The organism is Aneurinibacillus danicus, from assembly GCF_007991215.1.
GTDB classification, from domain to species: domain Bacteria; phylum Bacillota; class Bacilli; order Aneurinibacillales; family Aneurinibacillaceae; genus Aneurinibacillus; species Aneurinibacillus danicus.
Genome location: NZ_BJXX01000050.1, coordinates 1 through 21,534 on the forward strand (window position 1 = coordinate 1; position 21,534 = coordinate 21,534).

General features: G+C 42.2%; 24 protein-coding genes and 2 riboswitches. Of the genes, 13 read left to right on the top strand and 11 right to left on the bottom strand.

The genetic code is table 11. The annotated features are described in order from the left end of the window. The first annotated feature begins 174 nt into the window (after positions 1-174). Complete coding sequence (locus tag ADA01nite_RS05690) at positions 175-492, top strand: hypothetical protein (RefSeq protein WP_146808994.1); 318 nt, start codon at positions 175-177, stop codon at positions 490-492. A 453-nt stretch (positions 493-945) separates the two neighbouring features. Here ADA01nite_RS05690 and ADA01nite_RS05695 read toward each other — a convergent pair whose 3' ends face one another. After that, the gene (locus tag ADA01nite_RS05695) at positions 946-2,322 is read right to left on the bottom strand and encodes a stalk domain-containing protein (RefSeq protein ID WP_146808995.1); all 1,377 of its coding nucleotides are present in this window, start codon (positions 2,320-2,322) and stop codon (positions 946-948) included. Between the two features lie 647 nt (positions 2,323-2,969). On the opposite strand from ADA01nite_RS05695, the gene ADA01nite_RS05700 reads away from it, so the two are divergent. The 9 genes from ADA01nite_RS05700 to ADA01nite_RS05735 all read left to right on the top strand — a co-directional run bounded on the left by ADA01nite_RS05700 (position 2,970) and on the right by ADA01nite_RS05735 (position 10,428). Continuing rightward, a complete protein-coding gene (locus tag ADA01nite_RS05700; protein WP_146808996.1) occupies positions 2,970-4,028 on the top strand; it encodes an SGNH/GDSL hydrolase family protein in 1,059 nt (352 codons plus the stop codon). A gap of 15 nt (positions 4,029-4,043) precedes the next feature. Continuing rightward, a riboswitch (cyclic di-GMP riboswitch) is annotated at positions 4,044-4,131 on the top strand. 245 nt (positions 4,132-4,376) lie between these two features. After that, complete coding sequence (locus tag ADA01nite_RS23010; RefSeq protein ID WP_371863539.1) at positions 4,377-4,538, top strand: helix-turn-helix domain-containing protein; 162 nt, start codon at positions 4,377-4,379, stop codon at positions 4,536-4,538. Continuing rightward, the gene (locus ADA01nite_RS05705) at positions 4,513-6,279 is read left to right on the top strand and encodes a methyl-accepting chemotaxis protein (RefSeq protein WP_146808997.1); all 1,767 of its coding nucleotides are present in this window, start codon (positions 4,513-4,515) and stop codon (positions 6,277-6,279) included. The genes ADA01nite_RS23010 and ADA01nite_RS05705 overlap by 26 nt, the downstream gene beginning before the upstream one ends. A gap of 440 nt (positions 6,280-6,719) precedes the next feature. Then, positions 6,720-6,807, top strand: a riboswitch (cyclic di-GMP riboswitch). Positions 6,808-6,819: 12 nt separating this feature from the next. Then, on the top strand, positions 6,820-6,984 hold the full coding sequence (locus ADA01nite_RS23015; protein ID WP_146808998.1) for a transposase: 165 nt from the start codon (positions 6,820-6,822) through the stop codon (positions 6,982-6,984). A gap of 155 nt (positions 6,985-7,139) precedes the next feature. Further along, positions 7,140-7,367 (top strand): alpha/beta-type small acid-soluble spore protein, encoded by a 228-nt coding sequence (locus tag ADA01nite_RS05715; protein ID WP_146808999.1) that lies wholly within the window; start codon positions 7,140-7,142, stop codon positions 7,365-7,367. A 452-nt stretch (positions 7,368-7,819) separates the two neighbouring features. Next, positions 7,820-8,272 carry a flavodoxin gene (locus ADA01nite_RS05720; protein ID WP_146809000.1) on the top strand — a complete coding sequence of 151 codons (453 nt, stop codon included), beginning with the start codon at positions 7,820-7,822 and terminating at the stop codon, positions 8,270-8,272. Between the two features lie 40 nt (positions 8,273-8,312). Next, positions 8,313-9,080 (top strand): hypothetical protein, encoded by a 768-nt coding sequence (locus ADA01nite_RS05725; protein WP_146809001.1) that lies wholly within the window; start codon positions 8,313-8,315, stop codon positions 9,078-9,080. A gap of 277 nt (positions 9,081-9,357) precedes the next feature. Continuing rightward, entirely contained in the window at positions 9,358-9,561 is a 204-nt protein-coding gene (locus ADA01nite_RS05730; protein WP_146809002.1) for a hypothetical protein, read from the top strand. A gap of 225 nt (positions 9,562-9,786) precedes the next feature. After that, entirely contained in the window at positions 9,787-10,428 is a 642-nt protein-coding gene (locus tag ADA01nite_RS05735; protein WP_146809003.1) for a YczE/YyaS/YitT family protein, read from the top strand. Between the two features lie 14 nt (positions 10,429-10,442). Here the strand turns inward: ADA01nite_RS05735 and ADA01nite_RS05740 are convergent, their stop codons facing one another. The 8 genes from ADA01nite_RS05740 to ADA01nite_RS05775 all read right to left on the bottom strand — a co-directional run bounded on the left by ADA01nite_RS05740 (position 10,443) and on the right by ADA01nite_RS05775 (position 17,054). Then, positions 10,443-10,793, bottom strand: coding sequence for a 2Fe-2S iron-sulfur cluster-binding protein (locus tag ADA01nite_RS05740; protein ID WP_170230156.1), 351 nt, complete (start codon positions 10,791-10,793; stop codon positions 10,443-10,445). A gap of 70 nt (positions 10,794-10,863) precedes the next feature. Further along, positions 10,864-11,718, bottom strand: a complete 855-nt coding sequence (locus tag ADA01nite_RS05745) for a family 1 encapsulin nanocompartment shell protein (RefSeq protein ID WP_146809005.1) — start codon at positions 11,716-11,718, stop codon at positions 10,864-10,866. A 23-nt stretch (positions 11,719-11,741) separates the two neighbouring features. Beyond that, entirely contained in the window at positions 11,742-12,350 is a 609-nt protein-coding gene (locus ADA01nite_RS05750; protein WP_146809006.1) for an IMEF encapsulin system ferritin-like cargo protein, read from the bottom strand. A 289-nt stretch (positions 12,351-12,639) separates the two neighbouring features. Beyond that, positions 12,640-13,110 (bottom strand): hypothetical protein, encoded by a 471-nt coding sequence (locus ADA01nite_RS05755; protein WP_146809007.1) that lies wholly within the window; start codon positions 13,108-13,110, stop codon positions 12,640-12,642. A gap of 150 nt (positions 13,111-13,260) precedes the next feature. Further along, positions 13,261-14,451: a DUF418 domain-containing protein gene (locus ADA01nite_RS05760; RefSeq protein WP_146809008.1), complete on the bottom strand. Its 1,191-nt coding sequence runs from the start codon at positions 14,449-14,451 to the stop codon at positions 13,261-13,263. Positions 14,452-14,681: 230 nt separating this feature from the next. Further along, a complete protein-coding gene (locus ADA01nite_RS05765) occupies positions 14,682-15,440 on the bottom strand; it encodes an alpha/beta hydrolase (protein WP_146809009.1) in 759 nt (252 codons plus the stop codon). Between the two features lie 92 nt (positions 15,441-15,532). Beyond that, positions 15,533-16,090 (bottom strand): YkoP family protein, encoded by a 558-nt coding sequence (locus tag ADA01nite_RS05770; RefSeq protein ID WP_146809010.1) that lies wholly within the window; start codon positions 16,088-16,090, stop codon positions 15,533-15,535. 124 nt (positions 16,091-16,214) lie between these two features. After that, positions 16,215-17,054, bottom strand: a complete 840-nt coding sequence (locus tag ADA01nite_RS05775; RefSeq protein ID WP_146809011.1) for a metallophosphoesterase — start codon at positions 17,052-17,054, stop codon at positions 16,215-16,217. 187 nt (positions 17,055-17,241) lie between these two features. Here ADA01nite_RS05775 and dinB point away from each other — a divergent pair, with 187 nt between their 5' ends. Further along, complete coding sequence (dinB, locus tag ADA01nite_RS05780; protein ID WP_146809012.1) at positions 17,242-18,315, top strand: DNA polymerase IV; 1,074 nt, start codon at positions 17,242-17,244, stop codon at positions 18,313-18,315. Positions 18,316-18,354: 39 nt separating this feature from the next. Here dinB and ADA01nite_RS21920 read toward each other — a convergent pair whose 3' ends face one another. Further along, complete coding sequence (locus ADA01nite_RS21920; protein WP_170230157.1) at positions 18,355-18,531, bottom strand: YjfB family protein; 177 nt, start codon at positions 18,529-18,531, stop codon at positions 18,355-18,357. Positions 18,532-18,733: 202 nt separating this feature from the next. Between ADA01nite_RS21920 and ADA01nite_RS05790 the strand changes: the two genes are divergently transcribed. Together ADA01nite_RS05790 and ADA01nite_RS05795 are read left to right on the top strand one after the other, a co-directional pair. Next, positions 18,734-19,363 carry an O-methyltransferase gene (locus ADA01nite_RS05790; protein ID WP_146809014.1) on the top strand — a complete coding sequence of 210 codons (630 nt, stop codon included), beginning with the start codon at positions 18,734-18,736 and terminating at the stop codon, positions 19,361-19,363. A 504-nt stretch (positions 19,364-19,867) separates the two neighbouring features. Continuing rightward, positions 19,868-20,305, top strand: coding sequence for a hypothetical protein (locus tag ADA01nite_RS05795; RefSeq protein WP_146809015.1), 438 nt, complete (start codon positions 19,868-19,870; stop codon positions 20,303-20,305). A gap of 52 nt (positions 20,306-20,357) precedes the next feature. Here ADA01nite_RS05795 and ADA01nite_RS05800 read toward each other — a convergent pair whose 3' ends face one another. Then, positions 20,358-21,401 carry an acyltransferase family protein gene (locus ADA01nite_RS05800; protein ID WP_146809016.1) on the bottom strand — a complete coding sequence of 348 codons (1,044 nt, stop codon included), beginning with the start codon at positions 21,399-21,401 and terminating at the stop codon, positions 20,358-20,360. Positions 21,402-21,534: the final 133 nt, after the last annotated feature.

Consider the following 21,534-nt stretch of genomic DNA (forward strand, 5'->3'; position numbering starts at 1 on the left):
GAAAAAATAGCCATCAACAGTTAGATACCCTGGATCATACTGTATAATCAATACCCTTGGTTCATTCTTTTTTTCACAATTTCACACAATTGCGTGACAGTTTTCCCACATTGATTCGTTATATTATGTATGTAAGCAAGATAAAAACAAAATCAGATAGGAGGACATGAACCAATGAAAATGAAAAAGAAAGTAGCTGCGACAACATTAGGTGCTGTATTCGCACTTGCATCATTCAGCTCTGTTTTTGCTGCAGAGACAACGACACAAACAAATCATCCTTCTAAAGATTTCCGTTTTGCACATCATCAAAAAGTAAACCTTGAAGAACTGGCAAAACAAAAGGGCATTACGGTGGATGAGCTAAAAGCACAATTCCAAAAAGACCGTGAAGCGAAACTTGAAGAACTGGCAAAACAAAAGGGCGTTACGGTGGATGAGCTAAAAGCGCAATTCCAAAAACATCATCAGGGAAAAGTTGAAAACGAATAATAGCTAATGGTTAACGAAGAAAGAGACGTGTTGCACGAACACGCCTCTTTCTTTATGTTCATAATTTCACCACAACCTGTTCATTTATTATTTTTCGGAGTTTTTGCTTTTTCTTTTCAACTTTCCTCATACGGAATCTGAGAGCGGCTAATCATAGCGGTATACATAGTGAAAAATGAGCTTTTTTCGAGGATACTCGTTTTTTTATTTTTGATAAATGAACAACGCCCTCATTCCGCTTTGGGATATCGGGCGCCATTGGAAGTATGTTTGGGAGAATGCTTTACAAAAGCGGCTTGATTTTCGTCGCTTTTTGAGAGTAATATTACACATTCAACCTTCTTCGCCCTCTCTAGCTGAAAAGCGAAAACCAAGCAGTAAGCTTAAGAGTTGAGTCCAACGTACAAGATTTGTAACAACCGCAGGAATCTCGTAGCTTTAGCCATGAGAGATTTAAGATGGATTAAGTATTACATTTCCGCTTGAAGGGTCCCATTTCTTACTTACGCCTAGCAAAGAAGTCATTAAAGCTAAGGGAACTGTTATTTTTCCATCTTTACGGTCTATGCCTGTAGAAATCGGTATTTTTGCTTGATTCAATCTGACAATATTGCTTCCTGCCTGCAATTGTATAACCTTCGAATCTTTAAAAAGGGTCAACATTTGAGCCGTCTCATCCCATATGATATTATCCTTGCGAATTCCCAAAGCATCTACAAAGAAATCTACAGGTACATACATACGGTTTTGCTTTATGTATGGAGCCATGGACAATTGTTTTTCTGTCTTGCCTTCATAATAACTGCTTTTACCTGGCATAAGCAGAATTTCACCCTTTTTACTGTCTGCAGCAGAGGTCCCCGTAGAATGATTAATTAAACCATATAAGAGTTGACTTATATTCTTTGATTCATAGGTTAGTAATGCATGAGAAAAGGTATCCCCTTTTATATTAAGATGATATGCACCGTCTGGTAGCATCCGATTCGTCGCAAGCTTTATATTTGATACCCTAATGGTCGACGGTTGCGTACTTTCTTTTTTTATTTTAAATGTAACCGCATTCTCGTACATTTCATTCTTATTTTCCAATAATCGAACCGAATATGGATCAATCGTAAGATCTCCTTTTTCTACTTTAATCGTAGGCAGTTCGCTAAAATAAATTCCCTTATAAGGTAAATAGAAGGTAACGTCTGCATCTCCTTCTTTTTGAAACGCTCCTTTTACTTCTTCGGTAAAGAGAAGATCAGGTGCTGTTTGATATTGTTTACCCAGCAGTAGAGAAGCCGGTTTTGGAATGGTTTCAAGACGAATGACCGGTGCCGGCATTACGTGTGCGATCAAGACATTGCGCGTGGGAATTCCGGTTCCTTGAATGGTTGCCTCCATATCCCCCTGGTAGCCCACACTTGCTATTAAGCGCATTGTTGCTGTTAAGCGATACTTTTTTTCCTGCCGGTTAACTGGCACATAAATCGTAATTGTACTTTTTGTTGTTTCGATTGTCAGGTCACTATTATGGGACACTTTAATTGCTTCTTCCGCAGTTATTCCTGTAGGCAACGAGAAAGTAATTTTCCTGCCCGGTAAAAACGTCCCGGGAACCATCTCTTCGAATTCTATGGTAGTGACAGCACTTCCCTCCGACTTTCCAGCCTGCAGTGTATGAATTTTATCAACCGAGACCGATACGCCATATCCATAGTTGTCCCAACTTCGTACAGTTATCTCCGGCTCGGTTGATCGGGCATACGTAATTGTGTCTACTGGAATAAGGAGCGACGTCAGTAGTAGACTCCCCATCCCTGTTTTTGCTAATTTTCTCATTAAGATCGCCTTTCCCTCTAGTTAGTAATGAATTTCATTATCAATAATTTACAAAAAAATAAAAAGTGTTTATTTGATAATGATTATCGTTATTAAAATAGAGCAAGTATATCCTTATTGTCAATACTTCGTTGTTTTTTATTGTTGGGACATCATTATAAATTATATGTCAGGTAAAAAATATGAAAAAAATCTTTGTTGATGAAAAAAGCATATGGGATGAAACACACTACGAGGATTGAAAAAAGTGGCTATAGGCAAACGGAGAAGAACGAATGAGCTATGCGAACCGAGAGTGCAAACTAACTCTATGAAAATCAGGACGTGACCGTTATGAATAAGCGGCCAACCGTGGTGAAATTTTTAGGTCAGAACACGAAGAAGCTGACACGGTTTCCGTTCAGTAACGTGCACGAGCATCAGATGGAATACCTGGCAAAGTATCACCTCCTGCTGCATTCTTCCGAGTTTTTCTTGGTTTATCTCGGAAGTGGACGGTGGCGTAGTTGTATAAGCCTAATAAATTAAAGAATGGATTGGTAATTCTCTGGTTATTTTATCTTATTATGGAGTATAATAATCTAAGTTTTTGAAAATAGAAGGTTACCTTTCTTAGATACTAGAAAAAAAGCAGTGAGGGATGGAGAGTGTTTGGTTTTAAGATTGTTGCAGTGTTATTAATACTTATTGGCATGCTATTCCCTATGCCGGTCTTTGCCATCGATTTAGAAGAGGGGAGTCAGGACAATAAATTTATGCATCATTATCGGCTATCAAAACAAACAAGAACGCCACATTCAGAGTTTGTTGAATACGTTCAAACAGTGAATCAGCATCGAGGAAACAAAATTGCTTTTATTGGTGATTCCGTTGTTACTGGCGTTAGTTCACAGGCTGATGAGACAATACCCGTTTTTATGGAAGCAAAGCTTCAGAAGAATGGGTTGCCAATTCAGGTATACAACTTTGGCTTACCAGGTGGGAGATTTCTGGATCATTTGTTTATGATGCGTTATGTACATCAATACACTGGGATTAAAGATTATGTAATGAATATATCCTATCCTTTTTTCTCGGAAGAGATACAAAAAAGTCCGAGTATTTACTATCCAATGTTTGGAGACTTCATTTCCAGAGAAGAATTAAAAAGAAGGGGAATTGGTGAGTTTAAGCATAATGACGAACAAAACGAAGAGTCTAATCCTGTAGAGAACTCAAATTCACAGAACAGTTGGGAACAAAATAAATATAGAGTTTGGAATGACACGTATTGGGATAAAGAGAGGCTTGCACACTATGAGAAGGTATATAATGTAAATGATTTTGAAAAGGATCAACGTTCCCTTCAGCCATTTATTGAAATTCTTAAGTATGCCAAAATGAATGATATTAATATAGTATTTGTTGTAAGTCCTATTAACACAAAGTTACTTTCTTTATCCGATAAATTTGATAAAGAGATGTTTGAAAAAAATAATAAGTACATTACGGATCTGGTTTCTTCGTATGATTTTCATGTCTATTCCTATCAGCAGTTAATCCCTAATGAATATTTTAACGATTCCATTCATCTTTTGGGTCCTGCCAATAAAATGATTGGGGAGAAGTTAGCGAAAGATTGGCTTAGAAATGACTCTAAGGGCTATTACAGTGTTGAAGTGGCTGATCTTCTTGATTATAATATAAAAAGTATAAGTACTAATTAACTATAAAACTTAATTTAACGATAAAGGCAAACCTATCGAAAGATAGGGACGCAAAGCCACGGGTCTAAGGTTCCATGGGAATGATGATAGCCGGGTTACCGAAATCTTCTTAAAAAACGTATTAAATTTAAGAAAAGGCTATTCCGTATTCGGTAATCCCGGGGAGCGGTATGGCCTTTTTTATTTTGATTCTCCACGTATCTTCTGTTTGTTCTAAGTATTGTTTACATATAGGATGCTGCATCGTATTTATGTATTTGTTTATCGTTACAAAGAGTCATGATGAGAGGGATGAGATGAGAAAAATTTGAGACGAGAAGAATTTATTCTTAAGCATTTAACTACATAGTGATTAGCAAAGGAATAGAAGGATACAGGTGCAGTTTGGCAGCCAGGAAATATCAACTAAATAGTAGGATGGTATATCGCTGGATATGCGAATATGGGGAGGCTAAAACAGTCTTTATAAAAGGAGAACATTGCCATGATAAAAAGAAAAACTGGTTTTAGTATACGGTGGAAATTAATTATAATGGTAACCGTTTCAATCATTATTTCAAGTTCTCTGGTAGGTGTTGTTACTTATTATGCTGCAAAAAGCGAACTTGAGAAGGCCGGCATCGAGAATTTACACCAAATTGTTGGTGGTGCAATCACGGTGATTCAAGTACTGGATGAAGAGGTAAAAAACGGTCAGCTCACATTGGAAGAAGCCAAAAATAGAGCAAAGGACTATATCAACGGTCCGCTGTTAGAAGATAAAAAAAAGCGTGATTTAAGTAAATCGCATTTTATCTATAAAAAAGAAGGCTATATGTGGGCTTATGATGATAATTACCTTTCAGTTATGCATCCGCTAGGATATGAAGGACAAAATCAAAAAGATTTCAGGCTTGAAGACGGCTCTTATTTGGTACGGGAGCTTGTAAAAGCTAGCAAAAATAGTAATCCTGATGAACGATTATTAACCTATATGTGGAAAAATCAAGGTGAGACTCAAGAACGACCACAAATGAGCTATGTGGAGTATTACCAACCCTGGGGATGGACACTTGGTATTGCTGTATACCCGGAAGAATTTTATGGATCGCTTCCTCTTATAAAAGGGGTTATAGCTGGAGGTATTGCTTTATTTTCACTCATTTGTATCGGTGTATTTATATGGTTATTTAATAAAAAAATCAAACTTATTTTGCATGTTAGTCGTATAGCGAAAAAGATAAGTGAAGGAGACTTAACGGTAAAGACGATTGATACGAAGTCTCAAGACGAGATAGGAGAACTTGCTAGTGCAATTAATGAAATGGTAACAGGGCTAAAAGGGATTATCACAAAGGTAAATGATGCCAGTAGTCATGTTACAGCCTTATCGGAACAATTGATTAAAAATATGGAGGAAACAAACGAAGCCAGCAAGCAAATTGCTATTACTGTTGAGGGGCTGAATCAGGGAGCAGAAGCCTCTTCTCAAACGGGAGAAGAGGTGGCAAGTACGATGGAGGAAACAGCAATAGGAATTGAACGTATTGCCGAGTCATCATCTAAAGTAGCTGAAACCTCTGAAAATTCTGTGATAGAGGTAGAAAACGGAAATGAAGCGTTGTCCAGGGCGATTCAACAGATGCAATCTATTAGTAAGTCAGTGGATGATACGACTTTGTTGGTTAAAAAATTAGGGGACCATTCTAAGGAGATTGAAAGAATTACAGATGTGATTACTGAGATTACAGAACAAACAAATTTGTTATCCTTAAATGCGGCTATTGAGGCTGCGCGTGCCGGGGAACATGGAAAAGGTTTTGCGGTTGTAGCAGATGAAGTAAGGAAACTTGCTGAACAATCGAAAAAATCGGCAGAGGAGATTGCCGGGTTTATCAAGCAAATGCAGGAGGATACTAGTAAGGCTATATCCGGTATGCAGAAAGAAGCGGATGAAGTTGAGTATGGAATGGTGGTTATTAATAAGGCGGGCAAATCTTTAGAGAGTATTAGAATGGCCTTCCAACATGTGAACAATCAAATCCAGGAAGTATCAGCAGCTTCCCAGCAAATATCTGCAGGGGCAGAACAGGTAACAGCTTCTATACAGGAAATGGCGGGGGTAGCAAAAGAAGTGGCCGTTGGTTCAGAAAATATCGCGTCGGCCATTGAAAAGCAATCCTCTTCAATAGATGATTTGTCGGATTTTACTATTACCCTCAGAAATCTTGCGCAAGAATTACAATTGTCCGTAGATAAATTCAAATTATAATTGCGTTTTTATATTCTTTTTTGATAAAAACTAAAAAGGAGGGTTACGTACTCTTAGTAAAGAGTTCAAATTAAGAATGAGCATTGAATTTATTAAGAGAATCGATAATTGTTTTAATGTTGTCGAATTACAAAAGGAAGCCAAGGTTATAGCCCGTATATTATCGCAATACAAATCGTGTAAGAATGAAGAATTTTTACTGATGTTAAGCAAATTATCTTATATTCATCAGCGTATTGTATTTGTTTTAAATTCAACTAAAACCAGAGTTTAAGTTTGACATAACATTCCATATAGAGGGAGAGAATGTTTTATATGATTAAAAGCAACACCCACCAGCCTGGGCTGGTGGGTTCTTTACTAGCCTCTATTTATTATAAAAATAATATAAACTTAGTAATATGTATTTTTTTACTTTGCATTTTTTGGTATCCTAATATATGTCGAAAAGGCAAACTCATTGAAAGATGAGGACGCAAAGCCACGGGTCTAAGGTTCCATGGGAATGATGATAGCCGGGTTACCGAAAGGAGAATAGGAATGAAAAGAAAGTATTCAGTTGAGTTTAAGTATGAGGTAGTAAAGATGGTGTTGGAATCAAAAAAGCCTAGCGACGTAGCCAGGCAGTATAAAATAAATAGTCGTATTATCTATCGGTGGATACGTGAATATAAGCAAGGAAAATACAATTTGACCGTTGGTTAAGAGAAATGGAAGAACAGAAAGAGGCCCGGCGCGCAGCCGAGTCTTTTATTTTATCTTGAAAAAATTACTAATATAGCGCATACATAATATCATCCCTTTGCGGAATTGTAAGAATATGAAGCACCAATATGACCTGCATAGGAGGAATGATGATTATGCCACATCGTCAACAACACGAAACACGTAACACAAATCAATTGGCCGCGCCACAAGCAAGAGCGGCACTGGACCAAATGAAGTACAAAATCGCTACTGAAATTGGTGTAGCACTTGGCCCAGATACTACTTCTCGCCAAAACGGTTCTGTAGGTGGAGAAATTACAAAGCGTCTTGTGCGGATGGCTGAACAACAACTTAGCGGTCGCGTTGGACCCATTCAATAACTTTTACCAAAAGAGTCAGTTTTATTCTCAGATCTTTGCATATTATTTGCGAAAGGAAGAAAAGGGAAGAAAAAGGCGTTCGCTTTTTTCCACATTGAAATCATTGTCTCGTTCTCTGCTCTCTTTTCCTTCGTACCGCAAAAGTCAGTTGTTCTTCCCATGATTTTCATGTCAGGGTTGCGGCTGAAACGTCATGGTGGTTTTCTGCTGTGGAAGTATAATCGAATATGGAAAACATGAGCCTGTAAACCTTTGATAGTAAATGGTTTCAGGCTCTTTTTATGTGGAGTAACAGAAGGGTTGACCTTTGGTATTTCAGTTCTTATTTCGAATCACGAAAGAATGTTGATTTTTTAAAAGCAATTTGAATTAATAATTGACAACGATTATCATTATTGATATATTTAAGTTGAAATTGATATTCATTATCATTTTATGGGAGTGAAGAAACGATGTCCAAGATTCTTATAGTGTATGCGAGCATGTCCGGCAATACGGAAGAAATTGCCGGGCTTATAGCGGAAGGAGCCAAATCTCAGGGAATAGACGTGGATGTAAAAGAAGTAATGGACACGAATGTTTCCGATTTGCTTGAATACGATGGATTCCTGCTTGGAGCATATACATGGGGAGATGGAGAGCTACCGGACGAATTTTTAGATTTCTATGAAGACATGGAAACGATCGATTTATCGGGAAAAAGGGCAGCCGTGTTCGGATCGGGGGATACGTCTTACGAGCATTTTTGTGCCGCAGTAGAAATATTGGAAGCACAGGCAAAAGGCGCGGGAGCGGACATCATTCTGGAAGGGTTGAAAATCGAGCTGGCTCCGGAAGCGGCAGAGCAAGATACGTGCCGAAACTTCGGGAAAGAATTTGCTGCTGCCTTGAGCGTTACTGCATAGCCTCTGTTTGAATTTATTAAAGATAAAGGAGGGTCGCCGGATGAACGATCAAGCTTCTTGTATTTCAGTGAAGACACTTGCTGATTGGCACATTGAAGAGTTTAGCCGATGTCCCCATCAGTTTTATTTGAAACAACTGAAAAAGCAGCAGCAATATACGTGGAAGCAGATGGTATCCTATGTCGTTCATTTGGTGATTCAAGATTATTTTACATTGCCACCACAAGGCAGAACGGTAACCAATGTATTGCGTTTACTTGATACGTATTGGGTAAAGAAGGTCCATCTGTTTCAGTCTAAAAGTCATTATTATACTGTACTTGCCAATGTAGCGAATCACCTTACCAGCAACCTTCTGAAAGAACGGGAGAGTAAACCGCCTGTCATTTTGTTTGAAACATTGCGGACGCACAGCAAGCAGCTTCAGCTTGACCTATCCATGACGTTTCATGTCGTACAGTGGGGAGCTGAATCTTTAATCATCCAAAAGTATTTGGTGGACGAAAGTTTGGATAAATTCACCGGTTATCGACATATGGCTCTTCTATTCTCGGAAGAAGCGTTCGAACGTACGCCGGAAAAAATCGAATTAATTTCTCTTCTGTCCGGAAAGAAAGATGTATGGTGCCCGAAAGAAGAGGATCGCATAAAGTCCGCTGCTTATATGGAGGAAATAAAAAAGAGATTTAAGGAGCGGAGTAGTTATAGGCAAGCTGTAAAATCCGCGGAATGCGTCAGCTGCTCATTCCAACGCCAGTGTGAGGATAAAGCTGACCAACATGTGCAGACATCGATTTTTGTTACATAAAAAGATGAGCAGGCGCAGGTGCGGAATATAAGCCGAAAGACCCGGTATAAAGGTTTTTTCGGTTTTTTTTATTGGTATAAGATTTCGCTTTACAGTAACTTGCGAAAAAACCTATAAATAATAAACAATACTGCAATCCAAAATAGCAACCCGATCAACGAAAAACCAAATCCGTACGCTCCGGCGAACGGATTCAAAATGCTTGCGAAAAGTGCGCCTAAGCCAAATGCCAGAAATCCACGTCCTATTCCCGGAGATGGAGCCGGTCGTGTAGTAGGTGAGCGATAGCCGGAGCGATACGGATCGCCTGTTGGTCTACGAGGGACTATGCCTGCCCCGCCGCGTCCGCCTCTGGCTCCTCGTGTTATTTCAACTTGTGAGTTATCAGCAGGCCGGGACTGTACAGAAGTATTCTTTTGCCCTGTTTGATATTTTTCATCATAATTTGAGCATGAAGGTAAGATTGACAGAATTAGAATAAACAGTAGGTTTCCTAAAATGAAAATCCTTCTCATAATTTAACTCCTATCTTTATTAGTCGTAATCGTTATAGTAGTTCCCAAATCATCCGATGGCATACACTGGAGCGTAACGAAATAACATGCCGCTCTCTTCCTCCGCTCTTCCCTCCTGATTTTCAGAGAAAAGCGATATAATGGAGGAAGCAACATCAATACCGTGCTAATAAATAGATAGGAGTACAGTGATGAGAGTCTTGCGTTATTTTTTCTTTTTCTTAGGCTTAACCTTTTTTGGCTTAGGTAATGCCATTGCCGTTAAGGTTCAGTATCTTGGTCTGCATCCGTGGGAAGTGCTCAACGTAGCGTTATATCAACGGTACGGCTTAACAATAGGAACATGGTCTGTCGTTTGCGGTCTTACGCTTGTGCTGGTTTCTCTGCTTGTTGACCGCAGATATATAAACATTGGGACCTTTTTAAATGCACTTTTAATCGGACCTATCATGGACTTTTTTTTATGGCTGAATATCCTGCCTACAGCTACACATTCATGGCTGGATTATACGATCCTTTTAATCGGAATTATTCTTACCGGCATTGGTGGAGGCGTTTATGTAGCGGCAGGAATCGGAGCAGGCCCGCGGGACGGATTTATGCTTTCCGTTTCTGATAAGACGGGGTTATCGGTTAGTCGTGCCCGCATTGTTGTCGAAAGTCTGGTATTAATTCTAGGATATCTTTTAGGTGGGCCGGTGTTTATTGTAACGTTTATTTACACGTTCATCCAAAGCCCTGTATTCCAGCGATCATTAGCGTTCTTCAGGTGGTTTTTACATTTGATGGAACAAAAAAGAGCAAGCTTTGTCGCTGACTCTCATAAGGGTTGACATGATGGTTCTTGTTATCTTATCATCGCCTGGCAGGCTAATCGATATTCCTGAGCAAGTGAATGCTGTAACTTTATCCGTTCTTTTTCATGCGGGGGATGTAAAAGAGAAGCGCCTTCTGTTACTCTGACTTTGCAGCGTCCGCACGTTCCTTTTCGGCATTTAAAATCAATGAATTGCTTCTGTTCTAAGGCGGCATCTAACAGTGTCTGATGAGGCCGAGGAACTACTTCAAAATACGATTGGTTTTGTCGAAGACGAATGCTGGCAGGTTGAACGTCAATCTCTTTGGGTATCTCTTCTGAAGGAATCATTTGCCGGTTTTTGCTGATTAATGAGCCGACCGTTAAAGTTTTGCGTTTCAATGACATCCCTCCATTCAAATAGAGCAGGAAAGGCACCGGAGACTGGTGCCTTTTAATATAAGCATGTAATTTATTTCCCGTCATCAGCGTCTTCAAGTGTACAAATGGCACTTGGACGTTTGATTCGAAGAGCGATGGCCTCATAAACCCGGAAAAGGTGATTCATGTGCTCGGTATCAAGATAGGCGGTATCAAAATCTTCGGCGATCGCCAAATCCAAGTTATGCTGGCCTGTGGCTACGATAACACCGGCCTTTCCTTTGATTTCCGGCGATTGGAATACGCCGTCTGTAATTAGTTCGCGAATATGTTCAATTTCTAACACGTTTGTTCCCGGATGAACACGATGGAGGAGCGAGTAAAGCGCAGGGGACAGTACCATCGCGTAAGGACCGGTATGTCCTACTTGCTGCAGTTTGCTGATAGCGTCGACTACATCTTCAAAAGCTTTGCCCGGTTTCATCCATTCATCGCGAATATGGGTGAGGCGCCCTTTCACATTCATTAAGCCCGGCAGCTCAAATTCGGAAAAACCGTTGAAGATGAGATTATCCTCGAGGCGGGCGCACTGGACAGAAGCATTGGCCGCAGGGCTCATATCGATTGGAATTCCCAGCGTTTTGGCCTGCTCAAGATCGCGCCAGTACAGAATGAAATCCTTATATAACATTGGGATGGACAAATTAACCCGGCGGGTTGACTGGGATAGTTCCAGTGATTCCCCGCGCAGGCTGATCCCCCCGCTTTGCGATTCTTCAAAGATATCGTTGCTTACGCTTTGAATCCCTTCACCTAAAGGGCCGTAAATATCGATGAAGCGACGTCCGACAAGTTGTCGTCTGGCTGTCTCGATTACGGTCGCTTCCAGCCTGCTCCATTCCTGATGGCTTAGCGGGGAGTCAGGGAATTTGCTTTTTTTATCCATATGTATAAACCTCCTGGTTTTGATTAGCGGTTTTGTTTTAAACTTCCTACGCTTAATCCTTTACGCATCTGCATGGGAGAAAGAGAAAGCATGCTATCTGTAGATGCAGTAGGTGCAATATTATTCTTATTTGTATCATCATGGGCGGTAGTCGCTACAACGTGCGAATGCGATTCTTTATTGGACTCTAAGGAGACAGAAATGGATGGGTCTTCGTTCATGTAGGCAAGAATGTCTTTTACCAGCGTATAGTCCGCTTTCGTTTGCTCCAGCATAGACGTAAGCATCTGGATGTGCTCGGGATCTTTAAAATGATACATCGCTAAATCCAAATGCTCCAGGAAGTTATGAAGCCCGAATTTTTCGAGATTGATATTTTGAAGAAGGCGGCTAAACCTTTTGCTTCCGCTGTTGACATTCTGTTCGCTGGCTAAGAAGCCGGATAGCTCAGGAAGCAATTCTTTCAGCCGTTCCAATCTGTGCTCTTCCTCTTCATAAATATGATGAAAATAAAGGCGCTGGTGCTCATCCTGTGCATCAGAGATGACAGGGGAAAGCATGTCCATAAAGGTATGAATAGCATCTATTGTGCGGCTGAATACATCGTACAGTTGTGACAGTTGCTGAGCCATATTTAGATTTGATCCCCTTTCGCATTATCTTCCCTTACTTTTGCACTAATAATTATAATTACCACATATCATCCTGTATAAACAAAACGACCATGGCCGATGAGCCGCAACCCCGACATGAAAATCATAGGGAGGGCGGCTAACCTTTGGGGTATGAGGGAAAAGAGAGAACAGAACGAGAGGATGATTTCAACTTTCCTCTCTTTTTTCTTTATACCATGATTTTCACTGAAAAAGAAGCAGCCAGTTTTCTTGATAAAATATCAAGAAAGCTGGCTGCCCCCTCAAACTATGCAATATGCAAAACTTTCTTTTCCTCGATTAACTTCACAGGGAGCATCATTCCTGTTCTTCTGATTTGTTCCAATCCAATATCGTTGATAAGGAGCTGGACTTCTTCAATGAATGGCTGCAATGTGCTTCCCTCATTTAACCGGCATAATTTTTCCAGATAGCGGAGTTTCCTCTCAAGTTTCTCTTTACGAACGATTTGGTTTCTTATTTTGCATGTCCACATATGTCTCGGATTGGTAATCATACTGATATCATTAACATGTACAAGGTAATGTTGCCCTGTTTCGCATATGAACCCGATTGTGTAGATGGAACTGCCGGCACCATCGACGCTTATAATGACAGCATTGGAGAATTCTTCACCAGAGCGCAGGCGAATGCTCTCCGCTTCGATGGCTCCGCCACATTTTCTCTCGTTTAGTAATACGGCAGCAATGTCCGTAAGTCCTCTGAGCTGATATAGCACGTATATCTACTCCCCTTTATTCTTATAAGTAATTCATCAGACAGACGATTTCCGGGTTTTATAAGCAGAGTATAACATATATTTAAGAAAATGATAATCATTTTCACCTTAATAATTGAATTTCTTATGAAAGTGCATGAACGCTTAGCGCTATTTTATCGGTTGAATCTGACCATATGTCAGAGAACGCCAGAGCCACTCAAAGGGGCCGAAACGGTATTTTCTAAGCCACAGGGAACTAAAGACGATTTGCAGGAAATAAATTCCTAAGCTTAGAAACATGCCGGCTGTCAGGCTCATATTGTTAAACAGATCAAATGCAAAAACGATAGACAGGGCAAGCATTGTTTGCATCAGGTAATTTGTTAGCGCCATTTGACCGACGAAGCCGAGCGGTCGCAGCCGTTTTTGCCAGTCCGATTTCTTAAGCACCAGTGTAAGCGACGAAATATAGAAAAAACACAGGGCAAGACCGCTTAGATGAACAAACAGCTGACGGGCAAGTGATTGACGGGCACCAAATGAGAGAACTTCAAAATGAAGCAAAGCAACCAGGACGGTCAGTGGTATGCTGAGCAGCATGCTGACAAACCAGACCCGCTTAATAAAGATCACATGCTGTGCCGGATGCTGAAAAATTCCGCGTCGTCCGGCGTATAGACCGAACAGGAACATCGGCAAAATGGACGGTATCAAGAATGGTGTATTACTCAGGATAACGGTAACTTCTGTTTTTGCCCGGTAGGTTATCCAATCCGGGTAGGAAGCATCCTGATACATTTTTATCGCTTCGCCAAGCTTTTCTGTTCCGATGGCCTGCCGCTGCGCAATAAAAGAAGCAGGCTCAAACAGCAATTGCGCGGTTAAGAGGGCATAAAACGCAAACAGAAGACCGAATGCCCAGCCTATGATTGTTTTATTGCTTCGTTTGTAAAAGAACAAAAGCAAAAAGCCAATAAGTGCGTATGTATGGAGGATATCGCCATACCACAACAAGACAAGGTGAAGCAAACCAAAGATGAGAAGAATCAGCAGCCGGCGTGAAAATAGTCGGTACATCGCAAGCCCTTTTTGTTCGGCGCGGCTTATAAAGATATAGAAGCCCAGCCCAAATAAAAAAGAGAAAATCGTATAGAATTTCGTTTGGACAAACATGTCGAAGAACAGGCGTACCCACCCATCGGATGGCGACAGGTTCTCGGGCAGGGAATACATCTGCCTTAGAAAATCTGGAGAATGAAACGCCGGCATATTGACGAGAAGAATTCCAAGCAGGGCGAATCCGCGAATAATATCGAGCGCGGCAATCCGTTCTTTGCCGATTACGGGAGCTGCTTTCATATTACCTTATCCTTTCTCCTTATAATTTCCATTTTTTATCGACAGTTCCTACTATAAAAGAATGAATGGAAAGAAGGATCAGTCTATAGACGGATGGTGTCAGGGAAGAAAGGCTGATTTATTGTTCCGCTGCAGCAGCGTATTCTTATAAAAATTTCAATAAAAGCAAGAAAGACGGGAGTATAAATAAAGCGTGTTCCCGTCTCTCTTGTTCATTTTTTTGGTAATGCTTACGGTTTAACCTTTGATTGATAAATTTCATTAATAAAAGCAGCACACTGCCGGGCAATCAATTCTTTATCATTGTCAAGTGTAGCGACATGATACGAATTTTCCAGTACAACTTTTTCCTTTAGTTGGGATCCGATGTGTTCGAGAATATAATTGGAGTCAGCGGGCGGAACCACATGGTCTTCGCGAGATACGAGTACCAGAGCGGGGCAGGTAACAGACGAAAGGCGTGAGGCTACCAGGTCTTTGAATATAAGAAATTCTTTAACCGAGGCGACCGGAGTTTTGTCGTAGGCAAGTTCCGCGACACCCGGTGCCTTAATATCAGATCCGATGGCATCGAGATAGCGTGCTGTCTCATTGCGCAGCGCTTCGAAGTTCTCCACGCGGATGGCCGCGTTAATCAGCATAATGCCGCCAATCTCAGGGTGCTGTTGAGCGAGGTGCAGCGCGATGGTACCGCCCATGGATAAGCCGACCACAAACACTTGGCGGCAAGAGTTTTGCAGTTTCCGGTATCCTTCTTCTGCGGAAGCAATCCAATCTTCGTATGTGGTCATCTCCATGTCTTCATAATGTGTACCATGGCCTTTCAAACGGGGACCGTATACGGTGAAGCCGGCTTCCGCAAGCGATTCGCCGAGAAAGCGCATGCTTTGGGGCGTACCGGTAAACCCATGCTGCACGAGTACGCCAATATCGCTGCCCTCAAAGAAAAAAGGTACAGCGTCCTGAAGAACGGGATACTTCTCTGCCATGTTTTACCCCTCCCTGGTTTATACTGAATTTTCTAATTTTATTGTATCAAACTTTAGAGGGTCAGACAGTAAATATTTTTCTCCTGGTAACACTATACTTGCTGTAAGTATTGACTGAAAATCCGGTCCTTTGGCATGATAAGAAACTTAGGGACCAGATTTTCCGGTTTCCGGGAAACGTTCTTACCAGCGTGGCATAAAAGAAAAATTGGCTTCATATAGGACTGCCTCATTGCCCGATAATAAGGGTTGGGTATATCCTTTACTTCAAAGCCGAGCCGGGAAACGCCACGGGATAGGATCGTAACGCCGATAATGCCTTTGATTTTTTCCGTTTTCGGGTGGTTACGAATAAAATCGGCCAATCCCGGCATGGAAGATTTTACACGCTGATACACGTATATTGCCCGCTTCGTGTCATTTTTGATGTCGGCGATTTCGCTCATAAGCAAGCAGTTATGCAGGTGTATTTTAAGCAAAACATCATTTGCACGTATATAAGTTCCGTTTGACAGTGCAATGCTTTTTCCGCGATACGTAAGAAGTTTTACCCGGAAAATGTTTTTGGTCTTTTTATTAACATACTCTAATCGGGAGCAAGAAAAATAAAGACCGTCGAGAAACGACCAGACTTTAAAAAGAGTCTTCATGCCGTGCTCTCTCCTTTCAGGCGGTTGTACTTTATTAATGTGTAAGAACCGCCTCAAGTATGTGCACCGGCCCGCTGCCAATAACAATAAAAAACTCCAAACGTCAAATTGCTTCTGGAGATTTTTATCCGGCAAGCTTATTTTTTTCGGATTCTTTTGCTTTTAGTGTGTGAAGCGTAATTTCCGGGCGGCACCCTGTGCGGATATTAACACCGGTTTGACCCAATCCTTCACTGATGTAGTAAGGTTTTTCATTCTGGTACTGCAATCCTTTAATAATGTTCATTCTCGCCAGCTTGCCCATTTTTACCAGGTGATAAGGCTTCGGCCAATGAATCTGCCCGCCATGGAAATGCCCGGAGAGCAGGTAATCGAAAGGCACTTCATCCATATGAAGAACAACATTCGGATCGTGCGTCAGTACAAGCGTGACGCCGTCGTCTATACCTTCATACGATTTGGCGATATTGCTCCGGCGAGTGCTGAAGTCATCAATGCCCACGATATTCAGAACCGTATGGCCCAGCTGTAGAACTTTGTTTTCGTTTTGCAGAACGATGCAGCCGTGCTCCTCCAGTGTCTTACGGAAAAGCGCAACATTTTGTCTGTGCATCAAGTAATCGTGATTGCCAAAGACAACATAGATGCCAAGCGGCGCATTCACCTTTTTAAGCGCCTCGATATATTTCATAAACGGTTGAATGTTTTTTTTGCGTTCGATTTGATCTCCCGTTAAAGCAATCAGATCGATTTTTATATCCTTTATCTTTTCATAGAGAGCTTCCGGCGTCACTGAAAGATTCTCAAGATGCATATCGGAGAGGTGCAGGATATTTATCTCTTTTCCCTGTGGCAGGTTGACGGGAATCTCTACTTTTTTCATTTTTACGTCAAAGGTGTTGCGGTATGCGCGACGAATGCCAAAAAATAAACCCAGTGAAAGAATAAATATAACGATAAACATCCAACTCCTCCTTTCTCGTTTTTCAAGAGCCCTTCTATGATAAAACGGATAGAGTAAAATGAAAATGATGAAATGCTGGATCAAAAACCGTTGAAAGGCAAAAGCACCATTAAGAGAGACGAGAAATTTTCATATTAACGAACATATATTCTTGTTTTATAATGGGAGATAGAGAAAGGAAGAGGAGGTGGCCGGGATAGAAAAAAAGATTTTATTGTGCGATATGAATTCGTTTTTCGCCTCCGTCCACCAGAGCTATGATCCACAGCTGCGCGGTAAACCGGTCATCGTGGCCGGTAACCCTGAGAAGCGTCGGGGCATCGTTGTGGCAGCCAGCTACGATGCGAAAGCGAGGGGCGTGTATACGACCATGCGCTACTATGAAGCACGGAAACTATGCCCGCAGGCGGTATTTGTCCAGCCGAACCACATGTTGTATCGGCGCTACTCGGAGGCGATTATGCGTTTTCTGCGTCGTATTGCCCCCTGTGAAGTCGCATCTGTTGACGAAGCATATCTTGACATTACGGAGCTTGTCGCACGCGGACATACGTCACGCAGGGTGGCCGCCTACATACAGAGCAAGCTGTATAGTGAACTGCGTATCCCGAGCAGTATCGGAGCAGGGCCGACGAAACTAATCGCCAAGATGTGTGCGGATGTAAAGAAACCGGGTGGATTTGTCGAGATGGGCGTGCAGCAGTACCGCGCCTATTTCTGGCCGCAGGCGGTCGGTAAGCTGCACGGGTGTGGTAAGAGTACGGTAGAGCGCCTGAAGCACAAAGGTATTCATACGATCGGAGAGCTTGCAGCACATCCTGTCGAGCAGCTGCGCGCCTGGTTCGGGAAAAAAGGAGAATATCTGCACCGGGCGGCAAACGGTACGTACGAGTCGCCGGTCAATCCGGAGCGCAAGAAGGGGGAGAAAAGCATCGGGTCTTCGCGTACGTTCGCATTTGATACGATGGACCGGGATTTGATTGCGAGGACGGCCCGCGAATTTAGCGAGAAGCTCGCGGAGAAATTAAAACAAAAGCGAAAGAAGACGAAGACGGTTGTCGTGGAAGTGAAATTCGACTACAGGCAGGCCGTCTCACGCAGCATGGCGCTCACGGTTTCTACGGACCAGGCGGATGAAATCTACCGTGCGGCCATGCAGGTGTATGAAGTGTATTTTTCGACCCGGCCGCTTCGTCTGTTTGGCATCCGATTGCATCAGCTAACGGATGAGGAGTATGAACAGCTCCGGTTTACGTTTTAAAAGCCGCTCAGGGAACGGCTTTTGTGTAGGAAGCGTTTCCTACAGTCGCACATCGATACGGCTGCCGAGGTGCGGCTGTACACTTTTCTCCAACAACTCCACTACCTGTGCGCCCGCTTCTTTCTGTGTGTCCATCACTTTCTTTGTAACGGCCAGGCTGATGGCGTTGCCGATCGAAGCGGATTTAAGCGCGGTAGCTACAGCGGCGATATCCATTACAATCTTCTCCTTCCCGGACAATGATTTCTGCCCACTTTTTATATCGGCTGATTTGGTTTGTTTGATAAATCGTACGAAATTTTCTTGTATTACCCTGCATATAAAGAGAAGGGAATCGGCAACCGAAAGCGAATGAATAAGCATAACAGGCTAGCATCTTCCATACCTTGGCATAGCCAGGAAAGGAGTAGATAGAAAAATGACGCAAGAAGAATATATCCGCTCCCTGTTTATTCAGCCGGATGAAGCGCTCGACCATGTGCAGAACAGCATTGAACGGCACGGTATGCCGTCCATCTCCGTCTCGCCGGAAAGCGGCAAATTGCTTTCAATGTTGGTGGGGATTGCGGGTGCGCGGGACATACTGGAAATCGGAGCGCTTGGCGGCTACAGCGGTATTTGTCTGCTGCGTGGACTTACGGCCGATGGTCATCTGACTTCGCTTGAGCTTAAACAGGAATACGCCGACCTGGCTCATGAAAATCTAAAGAAAGCAGGGCTTGGCGACAAAGTATCTTACTACGTCGGGGAAGCGCTGGATAGCCTGAATCGTCTTGAACAAGAGGGAAAAACGTTTGATTTCTTTTTCATCGATGCGGACAAAGCTAATTACTCTAGCTACATGGAGAAGTGCATTCGACTTGCCAATCGTGGAGCGATTATCGTAGGTGATAACGTACTCTGGAGCGGCCGCGTCTATGACGAATCCGAACAGGACGAAGCCACACAGGCGCTTCGGGCGTTTAACGAAAAGATGGCACAGGACAAACGGTTGGAATCACTGCTGATTCCGATCGGCGACGGGCTTGCCGTCGCACGGGTAAAATAACCATACAGGCCAGCAAAAAGTTCTCTTGTATTCGAAGGAGAACTTTTTGTCTCACCCTAATTAAAGCACTAAAATACTGCGTATAAATAAAAACAAAAAGAAATATAAAAATGTCTCTAAGCATCCACTGTCTTATCAGTTAGTCCAGCAGCGGAAAAACCACGCTTATCCAGATGCTATATAACCAATACGGTTGCACTACCGTTCACAGGCATCTCCTCCATCTTCCCCCTCCTTGCTTCTCCGATAAACCGGCCATCGCCTTTCCAATTTGCAAGCATTCAACGAGGTGCGAGCTGACCTTATAGAGCAGCGGATGAGAAAATGCTTTTTCGCATACAGTAAGAAATGGATGTGACCTTATGGCACTTGGGCTGACCAAAGAAGAACTCGAAGATCGCATGCAAATTTGATTTCATTAAAAAAATTGTTTCATCCTCTTTTATTTGTGGTAGTGACCAAACAGTGAATAACGAATACTACATAAAAAGAGGATGGATGGACGTGAATATACAAGCAATTTCTACAACTGAACAAGCATTTCTGTTTGCCCGGATGGAAGATTTCGAAGAGTACCCTGCTATGCTGGGAAATGAAGAAGAGCGCCAGGAATTGGTTTCCCGCCTGCTCTATGAGAAATATTCGCAGATTAAGCGTCTGAGCTATGAGGCAGGCCTACCGGTTTTAGAACTTATTTCAAATAAAGAAACAAAAAAAGTGAGAAATATTAAATTCGGACACCGTACCCGGGCGAAGAAACTGGTCTTTTTCTATAAAGGACAGGAACAACAAGCGTGGTTCCCACAGGTGGAAATCAACGGCGTATTTGTCTTTATTAGACACGATGAATATCCGGCACAGGTCGTCGAGTGCACCAGCCGGTACCTGGCATTGAAATACGCACGTCGCTTCCTGGCCCGTAAACATAAGCAGCTTGTATAGCAAAAATCCCCTTCTGCAATGATGACAGAAGGGGATTTTTGTACCGTATTTGTTACGCATTATTGGCACTTTGTTTTTGTTTTGGTCTTTGATCACCCGATGACCAGTTCAGACCCCGGTTAACCAGCATGGCGCAGAGAAGCGAAGCGACAAAGGTCGCGCCGTAAATCCCCAGCAGGTAAAGTGCCGACATAGGCTTATTGTGGAAAATCCGCTCAATCGTAAAGTTACTGTTCATAAATTTGTTGGCGTATATGATAAATGCCGGATGCAGCAGATAAATATAGAACGTAAGACCTTTCTGAAAGCGCAATTGCAATTTGTCAATCACATAGTTCAACACGCCTGCACCCGAGACCAGCAGTGCGAATGTCGCAAATACGAAAGTCAGATGGTTGGCTGTGTACAGTTTCGATGAAAGGACAAAGTATGCCATACTTAATCCGGACAGAGCCAATAATCCGACGAGAACGAGCGTATGCCGCTGAAGAAATTTGAAAATCGGAGCGCGGTACCAGTATAGGAAGTGCCCCAAATAAATGGTGAAAATCCATGTCGGCAGGAAATGACGAACGCCAAGTCCGAGCCAGCCCTGCGCTACAATGTTGATGTATGCATATTGGATAGCGAGGAAAACTACACCAAAGAATAGAATGCTTCGCTTGGTAATTACGCGGCGGCACAAATATGCGAATACATAGTACTGACACAGCATAAAAATAAAATAAAGATGTCCTGCGGTTTGTCCGAAGAACACATCTTTCCAATCGGAGACTTGCATCGGCACACTTTTCCGCAGAATAACGAAATACAAAATACTGCAAAGCAGAAACGGAATATAAATGTATTTCATTTTTCCTTGGAAAAAGCGTTTTCTGGATACTTTCTTGCCGCCTAAGCTATGAGCGGTGAAGAACCCGGTAATGATCGCCAGCAGCACCGTACCGTATCGGCTAATCTGGTTTAGCGACGTCTCCCAGAATGTCCACTTGATAAAATCGTCGACATCAGCAGTGTAATGGCCAGCGAGGACGAGGAAGGAAGACACAAGCTGCATAAAAAACAGTGAAGAGAAAAGCCGTTTATCTGAATACATGTAGTTTCCTCCAGTTTATTAAGATGCCTCTGCACCATCTATGCACAGATTATACGGGTATAGAGATAGAAGTCAATGTAAAAAGCTACCCTTTATAGAGAACAGAAAAAAATAAGCGGAAAGTTTCATAAAA